Raw genomic sequence first — 17,865 nt, forward strand, 5'->3', positions numbered from 1 at the left:
CTTTTCTACTATTTACTTACGTCATTTCCATTACCCGCTTTACTAGTTGCGTGCGATTTTTAACTCCAAATTTCTTTAAAATATTACTGACGTGTTTTTTCACTGTTATTTCTGTAACGTGAAGTTCTTCCGCAATTTCTTTATTGCTATACTCTTCATGCACGTACATAAAAATTTCCTTCTCCCTTCTTGTTAATTGAAGACGATCAGCGACTCTGTGTAAATCATCTCTTTCAAAAATAAATGTTTCTGATAATTGCTTTAAATACGGAATAAGTTTGGTCCCGCTAACATCAAGCACATACGTTGGAGAAGGAGTGTCGTTCCCATAATCATAATGGGTAGCACCTTCAATTTGTATAAATCCAAACATTTGCATCAATTGTTTAAAGAAAGGAATGGGGGTTGAAATAACAATTTTTCCTCCCGATAGCAATAGTGGGAATAAACGATATAATAAAAAAGAACGAGTTTTAGCGTCTTCATAATCTAAACAATCGAGCATCCGAATAAACCAACCAGAATAAGCACTGTTTGGATTGCTATTCGGTTTTTCTGTTGCAGTCGATAATTGCCTGAAATATGCACGTGAAACTGGTTTGGTCTTAAGAATAGGAACTGTTTCGTCATTAATTGGTATTACGATTGAAATGCCAATCGTATCGCCTTGACGATTTTTTACTAAATGACACACGTTATAGCCTAGTTCCTTCACATAACTTGCATCAATCAGTTCATTTTCTCGTTCATTGTGCTTCGCTGATACATAGTATGGAATTGTTTTATCGTTGTCCCGATTGTAATAAAGTGCATTACTTGCAGCGTTTTCTGCACGTCTTTTTTGGAAATACGTCTCCACCTCATGAAAGTTATCTTCCTCTACTTGCTCTAGTGTTTGATCAAAGATGTGCGACTCTTGAAAAAAAACAGTTTGAATAACCTCCTCCCCAAGGTGATAAAAGTACTCTCCAACTTGCCATGCATACTCATCATTTATATCAATGTGATGTAAATAGTATAAAGCACATTGTTTATTGTAGGATTTATACCGCTGAGGATGTTTTTGCTTAATACTTATCCGTAATATCGAACGGATGAATTCTTGAACCGTCCAACCGGTTATTGTTTTTTTCACAAATGATAAAGAGAGAAGTTGGTGAAATTCTGTCGATGAAACGTCCTCTCCTAATACGTAACTTAATGAATATTGATCGAAATGCCTTAGAATTACGGCTGCTTCTAAAAGCCGATGTAACGCTTCTCCTTTCACTTCTCGCAGCAGTCGATCTATTAAATGGGAGATTGCTTGTACATTAACTGCAAACGAAGTCGATGACGCTTGTTCCTTATGCTCCTTAGAAAACAGCGCTAAGGCAAGTGGATGCCCTTTTGTGAAATGCCAATAGTCACTCTGCTTCTCTATCTCTGTAATGCCTCTTTTATTTAAAAAGAAACACGCTTGCTCGTAACCCCATTCTCGTAAATGTAAATTGATCAGACTATCGCTCCATGCTTGATTCGTAATCCATTCCCCGCGTAAAGGTTGTCGACCAGACAAGATGAGTAAAACATTCTCATCAAGATGTCTCAAAAAGAATTCCCTGAACCACCTATCCATATCACCCATCTCTTCGTAGGTATCAATAGCAACCACAACTTGACGGTTATTTGCGATTTGATTCAATACTTGCAAACAATCATAAAGCGTTCCATTCGTATTCGAGTGAGTGGGAGTTGAATTTGGATCGGCACAAAGCAAAACCATCATTTGCTCTACTAAAATAGAAGGTGAGTATAAGAAATCGGTGCTATTAAGGGAAAGAAAGACAACTCCTTCTTGTTGAGCAATACGGTGATATGCGCGCAGCAAAAACGTCTTTCCAATCCCACCCATTCCAACGATATTTATAATACGTTTTGACGCGCATTGTCGGTGAATAAATGAATGAAACAAAGCAACCTCTTCTTTTCGGCCTATTAAATGGTCCGCCTCGATAAATGAAAGATAATGATTCCAACTTCTTTCAAACGATCGATGACGCATCGCCTTCTCCTCCTAACATAATTTTGATTTCTCTTTAAAGCTAATTATACTTTAAACATATAATATTCCGAACACTTAATCATTACCTTATTCTCCTCCTATTTTGCTATTATTTATAATGAGAGACAATTGTACAAAATCACAAGAAAAAAACGCTTCAAGCATCACCAAGCTTTCGATTATCTTGTTCATACAATAACGTCAAATAAATCAGGAGGTTTCAAAATGTCTAATCTAGAACACAAATTAATGCAACAACCTGTACATAAAGTATTTCTCCAATATCTCATTCCTTCCTTAATCGGCATGATGCTAATGTCTGTGAATATTCTTATAGATGGAATCTTTGTTGGCAATGGGGTTGGTGAAGTGGCATTAGCTGCTGTAAATATTGCTGTTCCCGTATTTTCTATCATTATTTCCATTTCATTATGGATAGGTATTGGTGGCGGTGCTCTCTACTCTATGGCTTTAGGTGAAAATAAGCTCCACAAAGCGAGAAAGCTATTTACGCAAGCTATGGTGTTAGTCACTGTCATCATTTCGTTCATCAGTTTGATTGGGTTATGGAAAGTAGAATCATTAGCCCTCATACTAGGAGCTAATGAGGATACACTCACCTATGTCGTTGATTACTTACGTATATTAATCGGATTCGGGGTGTTCATGGGACTAGAAAATGCCTTAAGTATATTTGTGCGTAATGATGGCAACCCAACTCTAGCCATGGTGAGCCTAATCATTACTTCGCTATCCAATATCATTTTAAATTATTTATTTATTTTTCTATTGAATCTAGGTGTTACAGGAGCGGCCTTAGCAACAATCATCGCTTCTGTCATTGGATTTATCGTTCTACTTACCCATTTTATGAAACAGGAGCGCACATTAAATCTAGTATCTATTTCATTTGATTGGTATTCTTTTAAAAACATTTTCACCATTGGTTTTCCAAGCTTCTTAGCAGAAATAGGGGCACTCGTTTTCGTGATTGGTTATAACCTTCGTATGGTAAATATAGTAGGGACTGAAGGGGTAGCAGCTTTTTCTGTTGTGAATTATTTACACGCTTTTATGTTTCTCGCCTTCATTGGTATTGGTAGTACGATCCAACCGATGATTAGTTTTTATTACGGCGCTAATGAAAAAGCACGTATGAAAGAAACGCTAAAAATCTCAGAAAGAGCTGCACTGTTTTTAGGTGCACTATTTTTCATTGTAGGATTCATTTTTGCACCGACACTAGTATCCTTGTTTGGTATTGCCTCTTCAGACATCCAAGCAATGGCAGTAAAAGGTATTCGCTTATTTTTTCTAGGTTACATATATATGGGAATCAATTTCATTTATACGACCTACTTCCAATCAATCGGACAAGTACGGCCTTCTGTTATGATTATTCTTGTAAGGGGGTATGTATTACTATTTGTTGCTTTATGGCTATTACCTCAATGGTTAGGAATCGTTGGTATATGGATATCTTTACCTGTTGCGGAAGCTGTCGTCGCACTATGTTTATTCGTGTTTGTTAGGAAACGTGTCATTAAAGTAAAAACACCCATTACGAATTCCTAAATACGCCTGTATCTTTTCTATAATGGGGTTTATAATAGGTAAGGATTAACTTATAAAAGAAAAGGTGTTTTATAGATGAGTTTACTAACTGTAAGCAATTTAAGTCACGGTTTTGGTGACCGTGCAATATTCGACGATGTTTCCTTTCGTTTATTAAAAGGAGAGCACATCGGACTTATTGGAGCTAATGGTGAAGGGAAATCTAGCTTCATGAATATTATTACCGGTAAATTAGAGCCGGATTCTGGAAATATTAACTGGTCGAAACATGTACGTATTGGGTATTTAGACCAACATGCTCAACTGCAACAAGGAGTGTCCATGCGTGATGTATTGCGAACCGCATTTCAATATTTATTTGATATGGAACAAGAAATGAATGATTTGTTTGCCAAAATGGGAGAAGTGGATGCCGACGAGCTAGAACAGTTACTTGAAGAAACAGGGCGTTTACAAGATGCATTAACGAACAACGACTTTTACAAGATTGACGCTAAGGTAGAAGAGGTCGCTAATGGACTTGGACTAAATGATATCGGTTTAGATCGTGATGTTCACGATCTAAGTGGCGGACAACGAACGAAAGTGTTATTGGCTAAACTACTGTTAGAGAAACCAGATATTTTATTACTAGATGAGCCTACTAACTACTTAGATGTCGAACATATTGAATGGTTAAAACGGTACTTACAAGAGTACGACAATGCCTTTATATTAATCTCCCATGACATTCCATTCTTAAACAGTGTTGTCAACTTCATTTATCACATGGAGAACCAACAGCTTACTCGATATCCTGGAGACTACAATGAATTTCTTCGGGTATATGAAATGAAGAAGCAACAAAAAGAAGCGGCATATAAGAAACAACAAAAAGAAATTGCCAACTTAAAAGATTTTGTTGCACGGAATAAAGCCAATGCTGCAACGAGTAAAATGGCAATGTCCCGTCAAAAGAAGCTTGATAAGATGGATGTCATTGAGTTAGATGCGGAAAAACCGAAACCACAATTTCACTTCAAGCAAGCAAGGACTCCAGGTAAATATTTATTTGAAACGACGGACCTCGTCATTGGCTATGATGAGCCACTTTCTAGGCCACTTACATTATCAATGGAGCGAGGTCAGAAGCTCGCTTTGGCCGGAGCTAATGGGATCGGTAAAACGACACTATTACGAAGTATTTTAGGAGAAATCTCCCCCATTTCCGGCTCTGTTCAATTAGGAGAACACCTGCACATTGGTTACTTTGAACAAGAAATAAAAGTGGATAACAACAATACGTGCATCGAGGAAGTTTGGGAAGAATTTCGCCATTTCACACAATATGAAGTTCGCGGTGCTTTAGCCAAATGTGGACTTACAAGAAAGCATATTGAAAGCAAAGTACAAGTGTTAAGTGGCGGGGAAAAAGCCAAAGTACGACTTTGTAAACTAATAAACCGTGAAACAAACTTACTTGTACTTGATGAACCTACCAATCACCTTGATGTCGATGCAAAAAATGAACTAAAACGCGCCCTACAAGAATACAAAGGTAGTGTACTTCTCATTTCCCACGAACCTGATTTCTATCAGGATATCGTAACCGATGTTTGGAATTGTGAAGACTGGACGACAAAAGTATTTTAATAGCAATTAGACCTAGCATGACACCATTATAACGCTAGGCCTAACATACATATTCCAAGCAGTTAAAATTTAAAAAGTTGCATTATCCATCTTAACGTGTCAAACTAGCTAGGTCAGAGGAAATTATAGTAAAGTAGGGGAAATGATGATAGAAGTAAGAGCTTCCACAATTACCGGTGATGAATTGGATAAAGGTGTATTTGCAACCCGCAATATTGCAAAAGGGGAATTAATTCACGATGCACCAGTAATTGCCTATCCAAACGAAGAACATGAACATATTGAAAAAACTAGACTTGCTGATTATGCATTTGAATACGGCGAACATCATACGGCCTTTCTGTTAGGCTATGGCATGATGTTCAACCATTCCTATAAACCGAATGCAACGTATGAAATTAATTTCGCCAATCATTCATTCGACTTTTATGCTTACAGAGACATACAAGCAGGCGAAGAAATATTTATTAATTACAATGGTGAAGTGGATAACGAAGATCCGCTATGGTTTAACAAAGAAGAAGACTAAGTAAGAAAGCACCCTTTAGACGGGTGCTTTCTTGACGTTTATACACCTGTTTTATAGCCTGTACTCTATAAGTGTCACTAGAGGAGTCGATCGCTTTGTACGAAAACTATTATCCCTTTTCCAACATAAAAAAACTGTGAATGACGAATCACCCTCAGCTCTCCTATTTATCTAAAAAGCTTTTTCCACTGCTGCACATATCTCATTTAGTGATTTATCCATACTCGCTTCTACTGCTCCAACGTAAGCACCTTCAAGTATCGGAGCTTCGATTAATGTCACTTGATCAGTTTCTGCCATTTCGATTGCAATTTCTGCATTCATTTTTGCACTACCAATATCATAAAAGACTAATGTTCCCACTCCTTGATTTGCATTGGTAATAGCAGTTTGAATCTTCTCCATACTTGTACCAATTTCATTTTCATCTGTTCCACCAGCGGTTTCAATAGGAACATCTTTAACAACTTGGCGGATGATTTCTTTAATTCCTTCTACCACTTTAGCACTATGGGAAATAAGTACAATGCCAACTTTACTCATTAGCAAATCCTCCTTTTTATTTCTAATTCTTCAATGTTTCTGCTAACGCTTCAAAAATGTAGTACGTAGATGCTGCACCGGCGTCGATATGTCCAATTGATTTTTCTTTAAAATAGGCTCCACGACCTTTTGTTGCCATCATATCTTTCGTGTTGTCCATTGCTTGTTTGGCAACTTCTTTCAACACTTCTGACTGTATGGATGTCGCTTCTTTTACATGATATGCTACTGGCGACCACACATCAATCATCGTCTTTTCTTGTTCTGTCGCTTTTCCTCGTTGCTTAATTCCTTCAGTGGCAGCTTCTAATCCTTTTGCCAAAGTTGCTATATCAATAGTGGCTGCCCCTTTGGTGGCCATGGACATTTTCAAAAAAGCTGTTCCAAATAATGGACCAGATGCTCCGCCAACTTTAGACATTAGCGTCATAGCAACATCTTTTAACACATCGGAAACAACCGTATATTCTGCACCCTTTAACTTTTTCTCTACTTCTTGAAAGCCCCTTGCCATATTAATTCCGTGATCACCATCACCGATTGGTTGATCTAAACTCGTCAAATAGTCTTTATTTTGTTGTATTTTTTCGTTCGTTTTTTGAAACCATTGAATGGCATCTTGAACGTGCATTTCCATCTATAACTCTCCTTTCTATTGGCGGAATGCTTGTGCTTCTGATGGTGCATCTAATAATTGTTTTATTTCATCGTCTAGCTTTAGCAACGTAACAGAGCAACCAGCCATCTCAAGAGCTGTCATGTATTCTCCCACATACGTTTTATAGACAGTAATTCCTCTATCCGCTAATATGGCTTGTACTTTTTTGTTTATGATGTGTAATTCCATCTCAGGTGTCGATCCTAAGCCATTTACCATCACAGCAACTTCTCCAGAAAAATCATAATCCCCTAATACTTTTTCCGTAAGCTCAGTAGCGATAGCCTCAGCAGTTGCTATTGGCTTTCGTTCAATACCAGGCTCACCATGAATTCCGATACCTATTTCCATTTCATTCTCCTCTAAATGGAAGCTTGGTTTTCCGGAGGCTGGTACGGTACATGGTGTGAGCGCCATTCCCATAGAGCGAACATTTGCTACTACTTTCTCAGCCACCTGTTTTACTGCTTGTAAAGGAGCACCGCTTTCTGCCATCGCTCCAGCAATTTTATGTACGAAAATAGTTCCTGCAATACCTCTGCGTCCTGTTGTAAAAGAGCTGTCTTCTACAGCAACATCATCATTAACAATCACTTTTTCCACTTGAATACCTTCTGCTTCAGCAAGTTCAGCAGCCATTTCAAAGTTCAACACATCCCCTGTGTAATTCTTAATAACGAGAAAAACGCCGTTTCCAGTATCAACCGCTTTAATCGCTTCAAACACTTGATCAGGTGTTGGAGATGTAAACACTTCGCCAGCTACCGCGGCATCTAACATTCCCTTGCCAACATAACCAGCATGGGCTGGCTCATGGCCACTACCTCCACCACTCACAATCCCTACTTTATTTGGAATCGGAGCGTCTGTGCGAACAATTACAGTTGAATTATCTAATAACTTCAAGTGATTCGAAGTGGTTACTAACCCATTTAACATTTCATGTACGACGCTGTTTGGATCATTAATGATTTTTTTCATTGCGATACACCTCTTTTTAAAATTTTCACTATGAATTTATGTATACCCGATTAATCTAAGCGTTCAAACATTCAATTGGAACGCACCACTTTCATTATACTGTGATCATGCAAAACCAGCTGCTATTTTACATTAATTTTTTATTTTCGTTGATAATGATAATCAATTTCGGTTACAATGGTGTTAGACTTCATAAGTAATAACAATAAATAACATAGAGAAACGGAATTCAAAAGGAGTGCAAGTAAGATGAAGCATGAGTGCTTTGATGTTACGATAATCGGCGGAGGACCTGCAGGATTATTTTCCGCATTTTATAGTGGACTTCGGGAAATGAAGACGAAAATCATTGAATACCAACCAAAATTAGGCGGTAAAATTCACGTATATCCAGAAAAAATGATTTGGGATATAGGTGGACTACCTCCACTAACTGGGCAGCAGTTAATCCATCAACTTACCGAGCAAGCAATGACGTTTCAACCAAAAATCGTTTTGAACGAAAAAGTAGAATCGATTTCTAAATTGGAAAATGATTCTTTTGTATTAACAGGCTCTTCTGGTGAAAAGCACTATTCTAAAACGGTCATTGTAGCAGTAGGTGGCGGTATTTTAAATCCTCAGAAGCTAAATATAGAAGGTGCGGAACGATTTGAAATATCAAACCTACAATATACAATCAAATCGCTAGGTAGGTTTAAAGGCAAGACGGTTATCATTTCTGGAGGCGGCAATTCGGCCATTGACTGGGCAAATGAATTAGAACCAATTGCTAAACAGGTATATGTAACATACCGTAAAGATCAACTAAAAGGCCATGAAGCACAAGTGTCACAATTACTAAATAGTTCAGCCAAATGCTTTTTCCACACTTCTATTACGAAGCTAATTGCAAGTGAAGACCAAGATGTTATCGAGAAGGTAGAATTGACTAATTACAACACTGGTGAAACGTTCACATTAGCTATCGATGATGTAATTATCAATCATGGCTTTGACCGTGATAAATCGTTACTAGACAATAGTGACATTGAAGTTGATCGAGTGAGGGATTATTTTATTGATGGTAACAGCCTGAGTGAATCATCTGTCGAAGGACTATATGCTGCAGGTGATATACTAGCTCATGAAGGCAAACTCCATTTAATCGCAGGTGCTTTTCAAGACGCAGCAAACGCGGTAAATCGTGCAAAACAATATATTGATCCTGAAGCGAACGCAAGTGGAATGGTGTCCTCCCATAATGACATTTTCAAAAAGCGCAATAAACAATTCATCAAACAAATGATGAAGCTATAATATGCACAAAAAAGCAAGAAGTCGTTCATTCGCTTCCTGCTTTTTTTAATTTTATGGAGCACCTTTAAGCATAAGTACCTTCCATTTCGGCCCTTCATATACACTACAGATGCACTAAGAAGAAACACTCCTTACACCGTGAAGAGGAATAGCTTTTTGATCGTGCTTCGCTGCTCCTTTAAGTAAATTGTAAGTGATGCACATTGGTTTATTCGTTCTTGGGTCTTGACCAATAACGGCATCGATTTGAAACACTTTTGCTAGCACGTCATGCGTAATAACTTCTTCACAACTTCCTGATTTGATTAATTGCCCGTCCTTTAAGGCGATAATATGATTAGCAAAACGGGCCGCTTGGTTTAAATCATGAAGCACCATGACAATTGTCGTTCCTTGTTCTTTATTTAACTTCTCTAGTAATTCCAATACTTCAAGTTGATGAGCCATATCTAAATACGTAGTTGGTTCATCAAGGAAAATCATTTCAGTTTCTTGTGCTAATGCCATTGCAATCCATACGCGCTGGCGCTGTCCACCTGATAATGCATCGACTGGATGGTGGCGAAATGATTCTGTATGAGTAACCTCTAACGCCCAATTAATCATTTCTATATCTTTTTTTGTTAGACGTCCAAACCCTTTTTGGTAAGGAAACCGACCGTAGGACACCAATTCTCCTACTGTTAAACCAGGTGTACTTTCAGGTGTTTGCGGTAAAATGGCCATCTTTCTTGCCAAAGCTTTCGTATTTTCTTTAGCGATTAATTGCCCATCTAATACAATTGATCCTTCTTGATGCGGGATAATACGCGTCATTGCCTTAAGTAACGTTGATTTACCACAACCGTTGGAACCAATAATCGTCGTGACTTGTTTATCTGGTATTGTGATTGTTAAATCTTGTACAATTGGTCTTTCCCCATAACCGACTTGCAGTTGTTCTGTATATAAACGCTCCATCAAAATTCCTCCCACTTTCACAACGCTCTAATGATAACGATTCTCATTTTCGTTTCTACAGTAACTATAATTCCCTTGTTTTCTTTTGTCAAGGTCACATTACTTCTAAAACAATATAAGATGATGCAGATAGTGAACGTTGGTTTACTATGAACTGGAAATACATTATACTATACACAAAGTTGCGTTAAGGAAAGAAAAGTGAGTGAAGGTAATTTCTATTCGTTAAGTGAAATAAAGAGGGGAAAACCAATATGCTCAAACAATTACGCCAATCCATGCATTGGAGCAGTAAAATAAGTTTATTAACGTTTACGCTAGCTTTATTTTTTTCTACACTATCGACACTTTTTCGAGAAGGTTCGACACTTTTTCTTAGTTTACTAATCGTTTTCTTATTCATTCTTATTGGAGTTATCGCCGATACAGTAGGTTTAGCAGCGGCCACAGCGAAGGAACATCACTTTCATGCCATGGCTTCTAAAAAAGTTCGTGGCGCTAAAGAAGCCGCGTACATATCAAAAAATGCACCGCTTTTTTCAAGTTTCTTTAATGATGTTATCGGGGACATTGCAGGTATTGTTAGTGGTGCTGCATCAACAGCTGTTGTTTTCCAAATGACAGCTATCTTAAACACGTCTGAAGGTTCCATCTTATTTATTGTTATTACGGTTCTATTAACTAGCGTCATCGCTGCACTTACCGTTGGTGGGAAAGCATTATGTAAAACGATTGCTATCTATCAATCAACGAATATCGTATTGTATACAGGGAAATGTTTGTATATTTTGAAAGCGATAAAAAGCGTCATTTTTATACCGAATGTTCATAAGAAAGACAAATGGAAATCTCCTTCTATTAAAACGAAATAAAAGGTGAGACCGTTTAATGATTGTCTCACCTTAATTCCTTTTCCATCAATCGTTTCACCGTTTCCGTCGGCTTCCAGCAGTTGAACTTCCACTTTGGATTTGTTTCATACCCTAAACGGGAGCAGTAACGGCGAACACCTTGACTTGTCTTCTCTACTTTAAAATGAACACACGTAGCACAACAATGAAAATCTCTCATACTCGCTCCTTTCTCTTGCAACATATTGCATCCTTGTTCATAGACTATCATACAATAAATAATATGGAGGGAATAACTATGGAATACCCTCTTATTCCTTTAGGAAAGAATGAGAGCATCAAACGTTTTGTGTTTACTCCTTTCCCATTCGCTGGTGCTAGTGACTTTGTATTCGATTTATATGGAACATTTTATTATCCTCCATTTTATGCTGCAACGTTCCCTTTTTTGCCACCATTTTGCGGCCCTTTTCCTTATGGATTTCCCCCTTTTCCAGATAACAATACAGACCTCACCAACATGCGATGAGGTCTGTCCTTTACCATAGCCAAATACTTACGAAGAAGGAGATAATCATAATTGTTGTTAATAGAAACGCCGCTACTGTACCTGCCAAAAATCCTACAAGTGCACCAAAAGCAGATGTTGCCGCTTTATCAACCTTCTTCTTTTGCACCAACTCTGTAATGAAAACAAGAATAAACGGTAGCAAAATAATACCGAATGGCGGAAAAATAAATGACCCTAATATCACTCCAACAGCAGCCATTCGTTCTCCCCATTTTGTTCCTCCGAACCGTTTTACCGACTTACTATTAATAATGATATCACTTACGAGTAATACCGCTGTAAACACGACCATTGTTAGCCAAAACCACAATGTTAATTGACCTGAATCAATGAAAAAATGATACGTTAAAATACTAATCCAGAAAAACAATAATCCTGGTAACACTGGGAAAATCAAAGCAACGTAGCTTAAAATAAATCCAGCAATAACTATAATCCATAGTACAATATCCATACGATTCCCCTTTTACACTTCAATTTGTTCCATTCGAACCCAGCCTCTGACACTATTGATCATCCAAATCGATGTGGCGTTTGATAAATCATCAATTGTCAAAACCTGTTCCTCAATAGTACCTTCCTGCAACAGTTTTTTTCGGTAAATACCTGCAAGTAATCCGCTTGTAATTGGCGGCGTTAACCATTTTCCATCAATCTCTAGCACTACATTACCTATCGTAAATTCGGTTAACTCGTTTCGTTCATTCCATAACAGCACCGATAAAGCACGAGATGGTTTATTGGTTGTATGCTCGTCATATACGTTGCGATACGTCGTCTTATGATACAGAAAAGGATGACTACAATCAACTGGAAAGGATGCCAATGTGTATTTAGCCGGCTTTTCTACATGCGTGACTTCTTGGACGTCAATTTGTGTAGAACCATTTTTATTCATAAGCAAACGAACCTTCCACTTTCCTACGTTTTTCTGTTGTGAAACGTTTCGTAATTGTTGACGAATTTCTTCTTCTTGTAATGTAAAGTTAAAATAATAAGCGCTTTGCTCTAACCTTTCCATATGGAACTGCATCAACGGATATGCCCCTTCACTTAGCAACATACTTTCAAGCAAAGCAAATGTAGGACGTTCTTCTGTCAGTACTTTAGCCTTGGCATACATCTCTTCATATTCATCTTGAGTAGTAGAATCCCACGTAATACCTCCGCCTGTTCCATAAACCGCTTTATTTGTCGTATGGTCGATCCAAACCGTTCGAATAGGGACATTAAACACAGCGTCTCGTTCAGGAGTAATAAATCCAATTGCTCCACAGTATATGTCTCTAGACGATTGCTCCAATGCTGCAATATAGTTCATCGTACTCACTTTTGGGGCACCAGTGATCGAACCACAAGGAAACAACGCTTCAAATATTGACGTAAATGAAATATTCGCATCAATTTGACCAACTATAGTGGAAGTCATTTGGTGAACCGTTGGATAACGTTCTATATCGAATAGGCTAGAAACATGAACGGAACCTGGCTTCGCAATCCTACCTACGTCATTACGTAATAAATCAACAATCATCACGTTTTCCGCTCGATCCTTTTCTGATTGATACAATTTACTAGCTAATTGCTCGTCTTCTTCAACGTACCGCCCTCTTTTGATTGTCCCTTTCATCGGCTTTGTTCGTAACATGTCCTTCTCTTTATGGAAAAAAAGCTCAGGAGAAGCGGACAAAATAGAGAAATCCTCTAATTGCAAAAACGCACTATAAGAAGCATCTTGATTACGGGCTAATCGTTTATAAAAACTAAAAGAATCCCCCTCGAATGTCGATTGCAATCGAGTCGTGTAGTTTACTTGATAAGTATGCCCTTCTTCGATTGCTTTTTTTATAGACTTTATCCCTATTTGATAAGCAGCATAATCCTCTTCACTCGTCCAATCCGTTAATCGAAACGGCTTTTCCTGTTGGGTACGCATCGATTTCATTGGAGCTTCAAAAACTCCAAACCAAACTAGTGGTAAAGACGATTGATGATGAACACGTAAAGCACTATCAAAGGCTGGTGCTGCTTCATAGGAAACATAGCCGGCTATGTAATACCCCTCATCAATCCATTGTTCAATTTGCTGAAATACTTTTCGTACTTCAGAAATGCTACGAGCAACGAATGTATGTACAGGATGCTGAAATTGCCAAACACGATTGTGAAAATCAAACTGTAACCATGGCTTTCGTTTCATTGTTTCACACCCTTCGTTGCTTCGTCTAATCCTACTACCGAACGAAAATAATTGTTTAACATGTGATACCCTTCCGTAGTTAAAATAGCTTCAGGATGAAACTGCATGCCTTCAATCGAATAGCAATGATGACGAATTCCCATGATGACGCCATCTGCTGTTCTACTTGTAACTTGCAAACAAGAAGGCAGTGTGGATTCCTCTGCTATCAATGAGTGATAGCGCGTCACGTCAGTCGGATTGTTTACACCTTCATATGGCAATAATCCATCGTGATATAACGAATCAACCTTGCCGTGAATGGGTTGTTTTCCTTTCATAATCGTCCCACCGAAATACTCTACAATCAATTGATGACCTAAACAAATACCTAAAATAGGGACATGCTGATGAAAGTAACGCAACACCTCTTTACTAACTCCTGTTTCCTCTGGCGTACCAGGACCAGGTGAGAGCACAATAGCTTGTGGATTTAGCTGCTTTATTTCAGCTACCGTTGTTTGATCGCATTTTAATACTTGCACATCCCCTGTGATTTGTTGAATGTACTGCACTAAATTATATGTAAAAGAATCATAATGATCGATTAATACTATCATAATTTCACCCATTTATTTTTTTATATTTATATTATATCTTGAACATATGAATTAGCCAAAAAAGAAAATACTTGAAGGACATATTTCCATAATTCAAACTCCTTGCAGTATATGACAAGCAAGATACATGCTACCATGGCAAAGTTATGAGAAAATAGTAGTCAAGTCAACTACTTTAATGGAAGGGATGTTGTAAGATGGAACTAGGATTATTTTCCCCAATAACGTTTGGCAGCGTAACTTTAAAAAATCGTGTCGTTATGTCTCCAATGTGTATGTATTCTTCTGATCAAGAGGATGGCCACGTAGCGCCTTTTCACTTTACCCATTATGAAAGTCGAGCAGCTGGAGGGGCTGGGCTTATTATGACAGAAGCAACAGCTGTATTGCCAGAGGGGCGCATTTCTTCGAAAGACCTTGGCATTTGGTCAGATGAACATATTATTGGCTTGCAAAAAATAAATGAAGGCATCCATCGCTACGGCGCACGAAGCTCCATTCAATTAGCTCATGCTGGAAGAAAAGCAATGGTGGACGGTGACATTTTTGCTCCAAGCGCCATACCGTATAAAGAAGGAATGAAAAAACCTCAAGAAATGACACAAGAGAAGATGAATCAAACCATCGAAGCGTTTGCCGAAGCGGCACGACGAGCCAAAGAAGCAAACTTTGACATAGTGGAATTACATGGTGCACACGGGTACTTAATTAGTGAATTTCTATCTCCTTTAACCAATAAACGATCGGATCAATACGGTGGCACTGTAGCAGAACGTTTCCGATTTCTACGAGAAATCATTCAGGCGGTTCAAACTACATGGGACGGTCCTCTATTCGTCCGCATTTCGGTAAATGAGTATGATACCAATGGCAATACCATAAACGATTTTATTTATTTTGCAAACGAAATGAAGAGGCTTGGCGTTGACTTAATTGATTGTAGCAGTGGTGGCGTTGTTTCTGCTCGACCACATGTTTTTCCTGGATACCAAATTCCGTATGCAGAGCAATTGCGAAAGGAAGTCGACATCGCTACAGGAGCTGTTGGCATGATTACTACTGGCATACAAGCAGAAGAAATTGTGCAAAACAAGCGAGCCGATCTCGTCTTTATCGGTCGCGCGATGTTACGTAATCCATATTGGGCAAAACAAGCAGCTGATGAATTAGGAGTTACCATTACCGCTCCGACACCATATGAGCGCGGGTGGTAAAAACGTAACATTATATTACTAGTTTGCTAGTTCGACAGATTGTAACCTTGTTGTTACCATTTTTCCCTTTTATTCTATTACAATTTTCTATGGATAGAAAGAGAGGGAGAAACATGAGGTCAAAAAAAAAGCGGAAAAAAAGGTCGTTTTTAGCGGAAATAGTAGGAATTACAGGATTATTACTCGTATTGGTCATGCTTATTCATGATAATAAGGCATTGACTTTCACTTCAAAAGCTTTACCATATTCCATACATAGTACAAATGCAAGTGCTTCTTATGAGAAAGGAAATATAAGTGAGTCGCTATTTCCAACTCCGATACAACCGAGTGACGAAAAGGTCGTTTATTTAACGTTTGATGATGGTCCAAATGAAGCATCTAACGATATTCTAGATATATTACAAAAATATGATGCGAAAGCTACTTTTTTTATGCTAGAACCGAACATGACGACTTACAAACAATCTGTTCTGCGAATGCGTGATGAAGGACATACGCTCGCCCTGCATGGTGTGACACATGACCAACATATATTTTACGCTTCTTCTTCTTCTGTATTACAAGAATTGAACCAAGGTCAATCCACTTTAGCTTCTATCACAGGAGAAGTGACGCGTTTAATACGAACTCCATATGGCAGTATACCCCATATGACACCTACTTACCGCAAGGCTGTTCAAGATCATGATTACATACTTTGGGATTGGAATGTAGATAGTAAAGACTGGGCATTTCGTGATAAGCGTTATGTTCAAGAAGTGATGGAAGGTGTTCATAAGTTAGCAGGTTCGAATCAACCCATTATTATTTTAATGCATGAAAAAACCACAACTGCAGCACACTTAGACCTACTCCTCTCTCAGTTAGATGCTGAGGGATATGCATTTAAAGAACTAACGGATGATATGGACCCTGTCCAATTTCAATCTTAATGACTTCGAAGAAAGAGGATGAATACCAACATGATGAAACCTATTATACAATCCTTTGGTTTAACGTTTATCCTATTCTTATTGAGCGGGTGTACGATTGCGCATACACCCGCTCAATTAATTACACCACCTGCATTACCAAAACAGGACCAACAGCTTTGGAATGCAATACAAAGCGACATTCCAGAGTCGGCACAACTCATTTCCCCACGAGGAGGGTTAAGGGATCAAACGATTTTTCAGGAAGACTTAGATTTGGATGGTTCAGATGAAGCAGTTATCTTTTATACAGAACAATCATTCTCTCCATACATTCATTTTGCTATATATGACTACACAGAAGATGATTGGAATAGTATGGTGCATAAACAGTTGGAAGGTTACGAGCTTGATTATTTCAACTTCATGCCAACAGATGCTAACAAACTAAGCCTCGTCGTCGGACTAGCCCAAGGTGAAGGCCAAACGAAACAATTACATATGTACAATATGAATCAAGAAGGGAAAAAAGAAATTTTCTCAACTCACTATTCCAATATATTGTTAGACGACCTAACCCAAGACGGAGTAACCGACATGACAATCATTACGTTAGATCGCTTGAACTCGGCACAAGCAGCCCTTTACCAATGGAATGATTCCAAAAGTGTAGAAAAGCTTTCCGAATTATCATTAGACCCTTACGTGAACGGATATATAAACGCGATAGCAGGAAAAGTAAGTAAAAATAAACGTGGTATATGGCTAGATGCTCAAGTTGGAGCTCACTCTGGAACATCGTATTTACTTACTTACGAAGAAGGACATTTGCTAAATGTGTTCGAAGACTTAAATCACATACAAACCACTAGCCCTTATCCTATGGAAAGTAAAGATATAAATGGAGATGGAATTATTGAAATGGGTTATAAAATCGCCCCACATGGCCAAGAGTACGCAATGGTGGATACACCTTGGATTGATGTGTATGGTCAATGGGACGGTGATAATGGACTGATTGAAGTGCAGCGTTCATACTTTCAAGGAGAATTTATCATTGTATTTCCATCTCTATGGCCAGAAGATGTTACGATCTTAGAAGAGGATAAATCAGTAACCATTCACAACCAAGACCAACATACTTTAATGGAAATAATCTGGACACCGAAAGAAAGATGGGAAGAAAAAGAGCAGTATGAAATTGTCGCCAAAACAACCGACTATATATATGAAATGAACCGAGACTATATACAACACAAAGACCATTTCAAATTATGGATGGAAACATTATAAAC

18 protein-coding genes are annotated in these 17,865 nt (G+C 38.2%); 9 read left to right on the top strand and 9 right to left on the bottom strand.

Features of this window, described 5'->3' with window-relative positions:
* Nucleotides 1-16: 16 nt before the first annotated feature.
* Entirely contained in the window at nucleotides 17-2,044 is a 2,028-nt protein-coding gene (locus N784_RS06200; protein ID WP_036833357.1) for a LuxR C-terminal-related transcriptional regulator, read from the bottom strand.
* 225 nt (nucleotides 2,045-2,269) lie between these two features.
* Here N784_RS06200 and N784_RS06205 point away from each other — a divergent pair, with 225 nt between their 5' ends.
* From N784_RS06205 to N784_RS06215, 3 genes are all read left to right on the top strand, one after another.
* Nucleotides 2,270-3,619, top strand: coding sequence for an MATE family efflux transporter (locus N784_RS06205; RefSeq protein WP_036833358.1), 1,350 nt, complete (start codon nucleotides 2,270-2,272; stop codon nucleotides 3,617-3,619).
* A gap of 75 nt (nucleotides 3,620-3,694) precedes the next feature.
* Nucleotides 3,695-5,251, top strand: coding sequence for an ABC-F family ATP-binding cassette domain-containing protein (locus N784_RS06210; protein ID WP_036833361.1), 1,557 nt, complete (start codon nucleotides 3,695-3,697; stop codon nucleotides 5,249-5,251).
* A gap of 145 nt (nucleotides 5,252-5,396) precedes the next feature.
* Nucleotides 5,397-5,780 carry an SET domain-containing protein gene (locus tag N784_RS06215; protein WP_036833363.1) on the top strand — a complete coding sequence of 128 codons (384 nt, stop codon included), beginning with the start codon at nucleotides 5,397-5,399 and terminating at the stop codon, nucleotides 5,778-5,780.
* A gap of 171 nt (nucleotides 5,781-5,951) precedes the next feature.
* Here N784_RS06215 and dhaM read toward each other — a convergent pair whose 3' ends face one another.
* The 3 genes from dhaM to dhaK are packed head-to-tail and all read right to left on the bottom strand — an operon-like array spanning nucleotide 5,952 to nucleotide 7,962.
* Nucleotides 5,952-6,323, bottom strand: coding sequence for a dihydroxyacetone kinase phosphoryl donor subunit DhaM (dhaM, locus tag N784_RS06220; protein WP_036833365.1), 372 nt, complete (start codon nucleotides 6,321-6,323; stop codon nucleotides 5,952-5,954).
* 22 nt (nucleotides 6,324-6,345) lie between these two features.
* Nucleotides 6,346-6,960, bottom strand: a complete 615-nt coding sequence (gene dhaL / locus N784_RS06225; protein WP_036833367.1) for a dihydroxyacetone kinase subunit DhaL — start codon at nucleotides 6,958-6,960, stop codon at nucleotides 6,346-6,348.
* Between the two features lie 15 nt (nucleotides 6,961-6,975).
* Nucleotides 6,976-7,962 (bottom strand): dihydroxyacetone kinase subunit DhaK, encoded by a 987-nt coding sequence (gene dhaK, locus N784_RS06230; protein WP_036833368.1) that lies wholly within the window; start codon nucleotides 7,960-7,962, stop codon nucleotides 6,976-6,978.
* 249 nt (nucleotides 7,963-8,211) lie between these two features.
* Here dhaK and N784_RS06235 point away from each other — a divergent pair, with 249 nt between their 5' ends.
* Entirely contained in the window at nucleotides 8,212-9,261 is a 1,050-nt protein-coding gene (locus N784_RS06235; protein ID WP_036833369.1) for an NAD(P)/FAD-dependent oxidoreductase, read from the top strand.
* 114 nt (nucleotides 9,262-9,375) lie between these two features.
* Here N784_RS06235 and N784_RS06240 read toward each other — a convergent pair whose 3' ends face one another.
* Nucleotides 9,376-10,221, bottom strand: a complete 846-nt coding sequence (locus tag N784_RS06240) for an ABC transporter ATP-binding protein (RefSeq protein WP_036833370.1) — start codon at nucleotides 10,219-10,221, stop codon at nucleotides 9,376-9,378.
* Nucleotides 10,222-10,475: 254 nt separating this feature from the next.
* Between N784_RS06240 and N784_RS06245 the strand changes: the two genes are divergently transcribed.
* Nucleotides 10,476-11,093, top strand: coding sequence for a hypothetical protein (locus tag N784_RS06245; protein WP_036833372.1), 618 nt, complete (start codon nucleotides 10,476-10,478; stop codon nucleotides 11,091-11,093).
* Nucleotides 11,094-11,118: 25 nt separating this feature from the next.
* On the opposite strand, the gene N784_RS06250 is transcribed toward N784_RS06245, so the two are convergent.
* On the bottom strand, nucleotides 11,119-11,313 hold the full coding sequence (locus tag N784_RS06250; RefSeq protein ID WP_084600158.1) for a hypothetical protein: 195 nt from the start codon (nucleotides 11,311-11,313) through the stop codon (nucleotides 11,119-11,121).
* A 57-nt stretch (nucleotides 11,314-11,370) separates the two neighbouring features.
* Here N784_RS06250 and N784_RS06255 point away from each other — a divergent pair, with 57 nt between their 5' ends.
* Nucleotides 11,371-11,601, top strand: a complete 231-nt coding sequence (locus tag N784_RS06255) for a hypothetical protein (protein ID WP_036833378.1) — start codon at nucleotides 11,371-11,373, stop codon at nucleotides 11,599-11,601.
* Nucleotides 11,602-11,611: 10 nt separating this feature from the next.
* Here the strand turns inward: N784_RS06255 and N784_RS06260 are convergent, their stop codons facing one another.
* From N784_RS06260 to N784_RS06270, 3 genes are read right to left on the bottom strand one after another with little or no spacing between them, the layout of a single operon-like run.
* The gene (locus N784_RS06260; protein ID WP_036833380.1) at nucleotides 11,612-12,097 is read right to left on the bottom strand and encodes a DUF456 domain-containing protein; all 486 of its coding nucleotides are present in this window, start codon (nucleotides 12,095-12,097) and stop codon (nucleotides 11,612-11,614) included.
* A 12-nt stretch (nucleotides 12,098-12,109) separates the two neighbouring features.
* Nucleotides 12,110-13,843, bottom strand: a complete 1,734-nt coding sequence (gene pabB / locus N784_RS06265) for an aminodeoxychorismate synthase component I (protein ID WP_036833382.1) — start codon at nucleotides 13,841-13,843, stop codon at nucleotides 12,110-12,112.
* On the bottom strand, nucleotides 13,840-14,442 hold the full coding sequence (locus N784_RS06270) for an anthranilate synthase component II (protein WP_052127157.1): 603 nt from the start codon (nucleotides 14,440-14,442) through the stop codon (nucleotides 13,840-13,842). Before N784_RS06270 ends, pabB begins: the two co-directional genes overlap by 4 nt.
* A 197-nt stretch (nucleotides 14,443-14,639) precedes the next feature.
* Between N784_RS06270 and namA the strand changes: the two genes are divergently transcribed.
* The 3 genes from namA to N784_RS15935 all read left to right on the top strand — a co-directional run bounded on the left by namA (nucleotide 14,640) and on the right by N784_RS15935 (nucleotide 17,863).
* Nucleotides 14,640-15,656, top strand: a complete 1,017-nt coding sequence (gene namA / locus N784_RS06275) for an NADPH dehydrogenase NamA (RefSeq protein WP_036833384.1) — start codon at nucleotides 14,640-14,642, stop codon at nucleotides 15,654-15,656.
* A 113-nt stretch (nucleotides 15,657-15,769) separates the two neighbouring features.
* On the top strand, nucleotides 15,770-16,591 hold the full coding sequence (locus N784_RS06280) for a polysaccharide deacetylase family protein (protein ID WP_052127158.1): 822 nt from the start codon (nucleotides 15,770-15,772) through the stop codon (nucleotides 16,589-16,591).
* A 30-nt stretch (nucleotides 16,592-16,621) separates the two neighbouring features.
* A complete protein-coding gene (locus tag N784_RS15935) occupies nucleotides 16,622-17,863 on the top strand; it encodes a hypothetical protein (protein WP_052127159.1) in 1,242 nt (413 codons plus the stop codon).
* The last annotated feature ends 2 nt before the right edge of the window (nucleotides 17,864-17,865 follow it).

The sequence above is a fragment of the Pontibacillus litoralis JSM 072002 genome, from assembly GCF_000775615.1.
Classification (GTDB): Bacteria; Bacillota; Bacilli; order Bacillales; family BH030062; genus Pontibacillus; species Pontibacillus litoralis.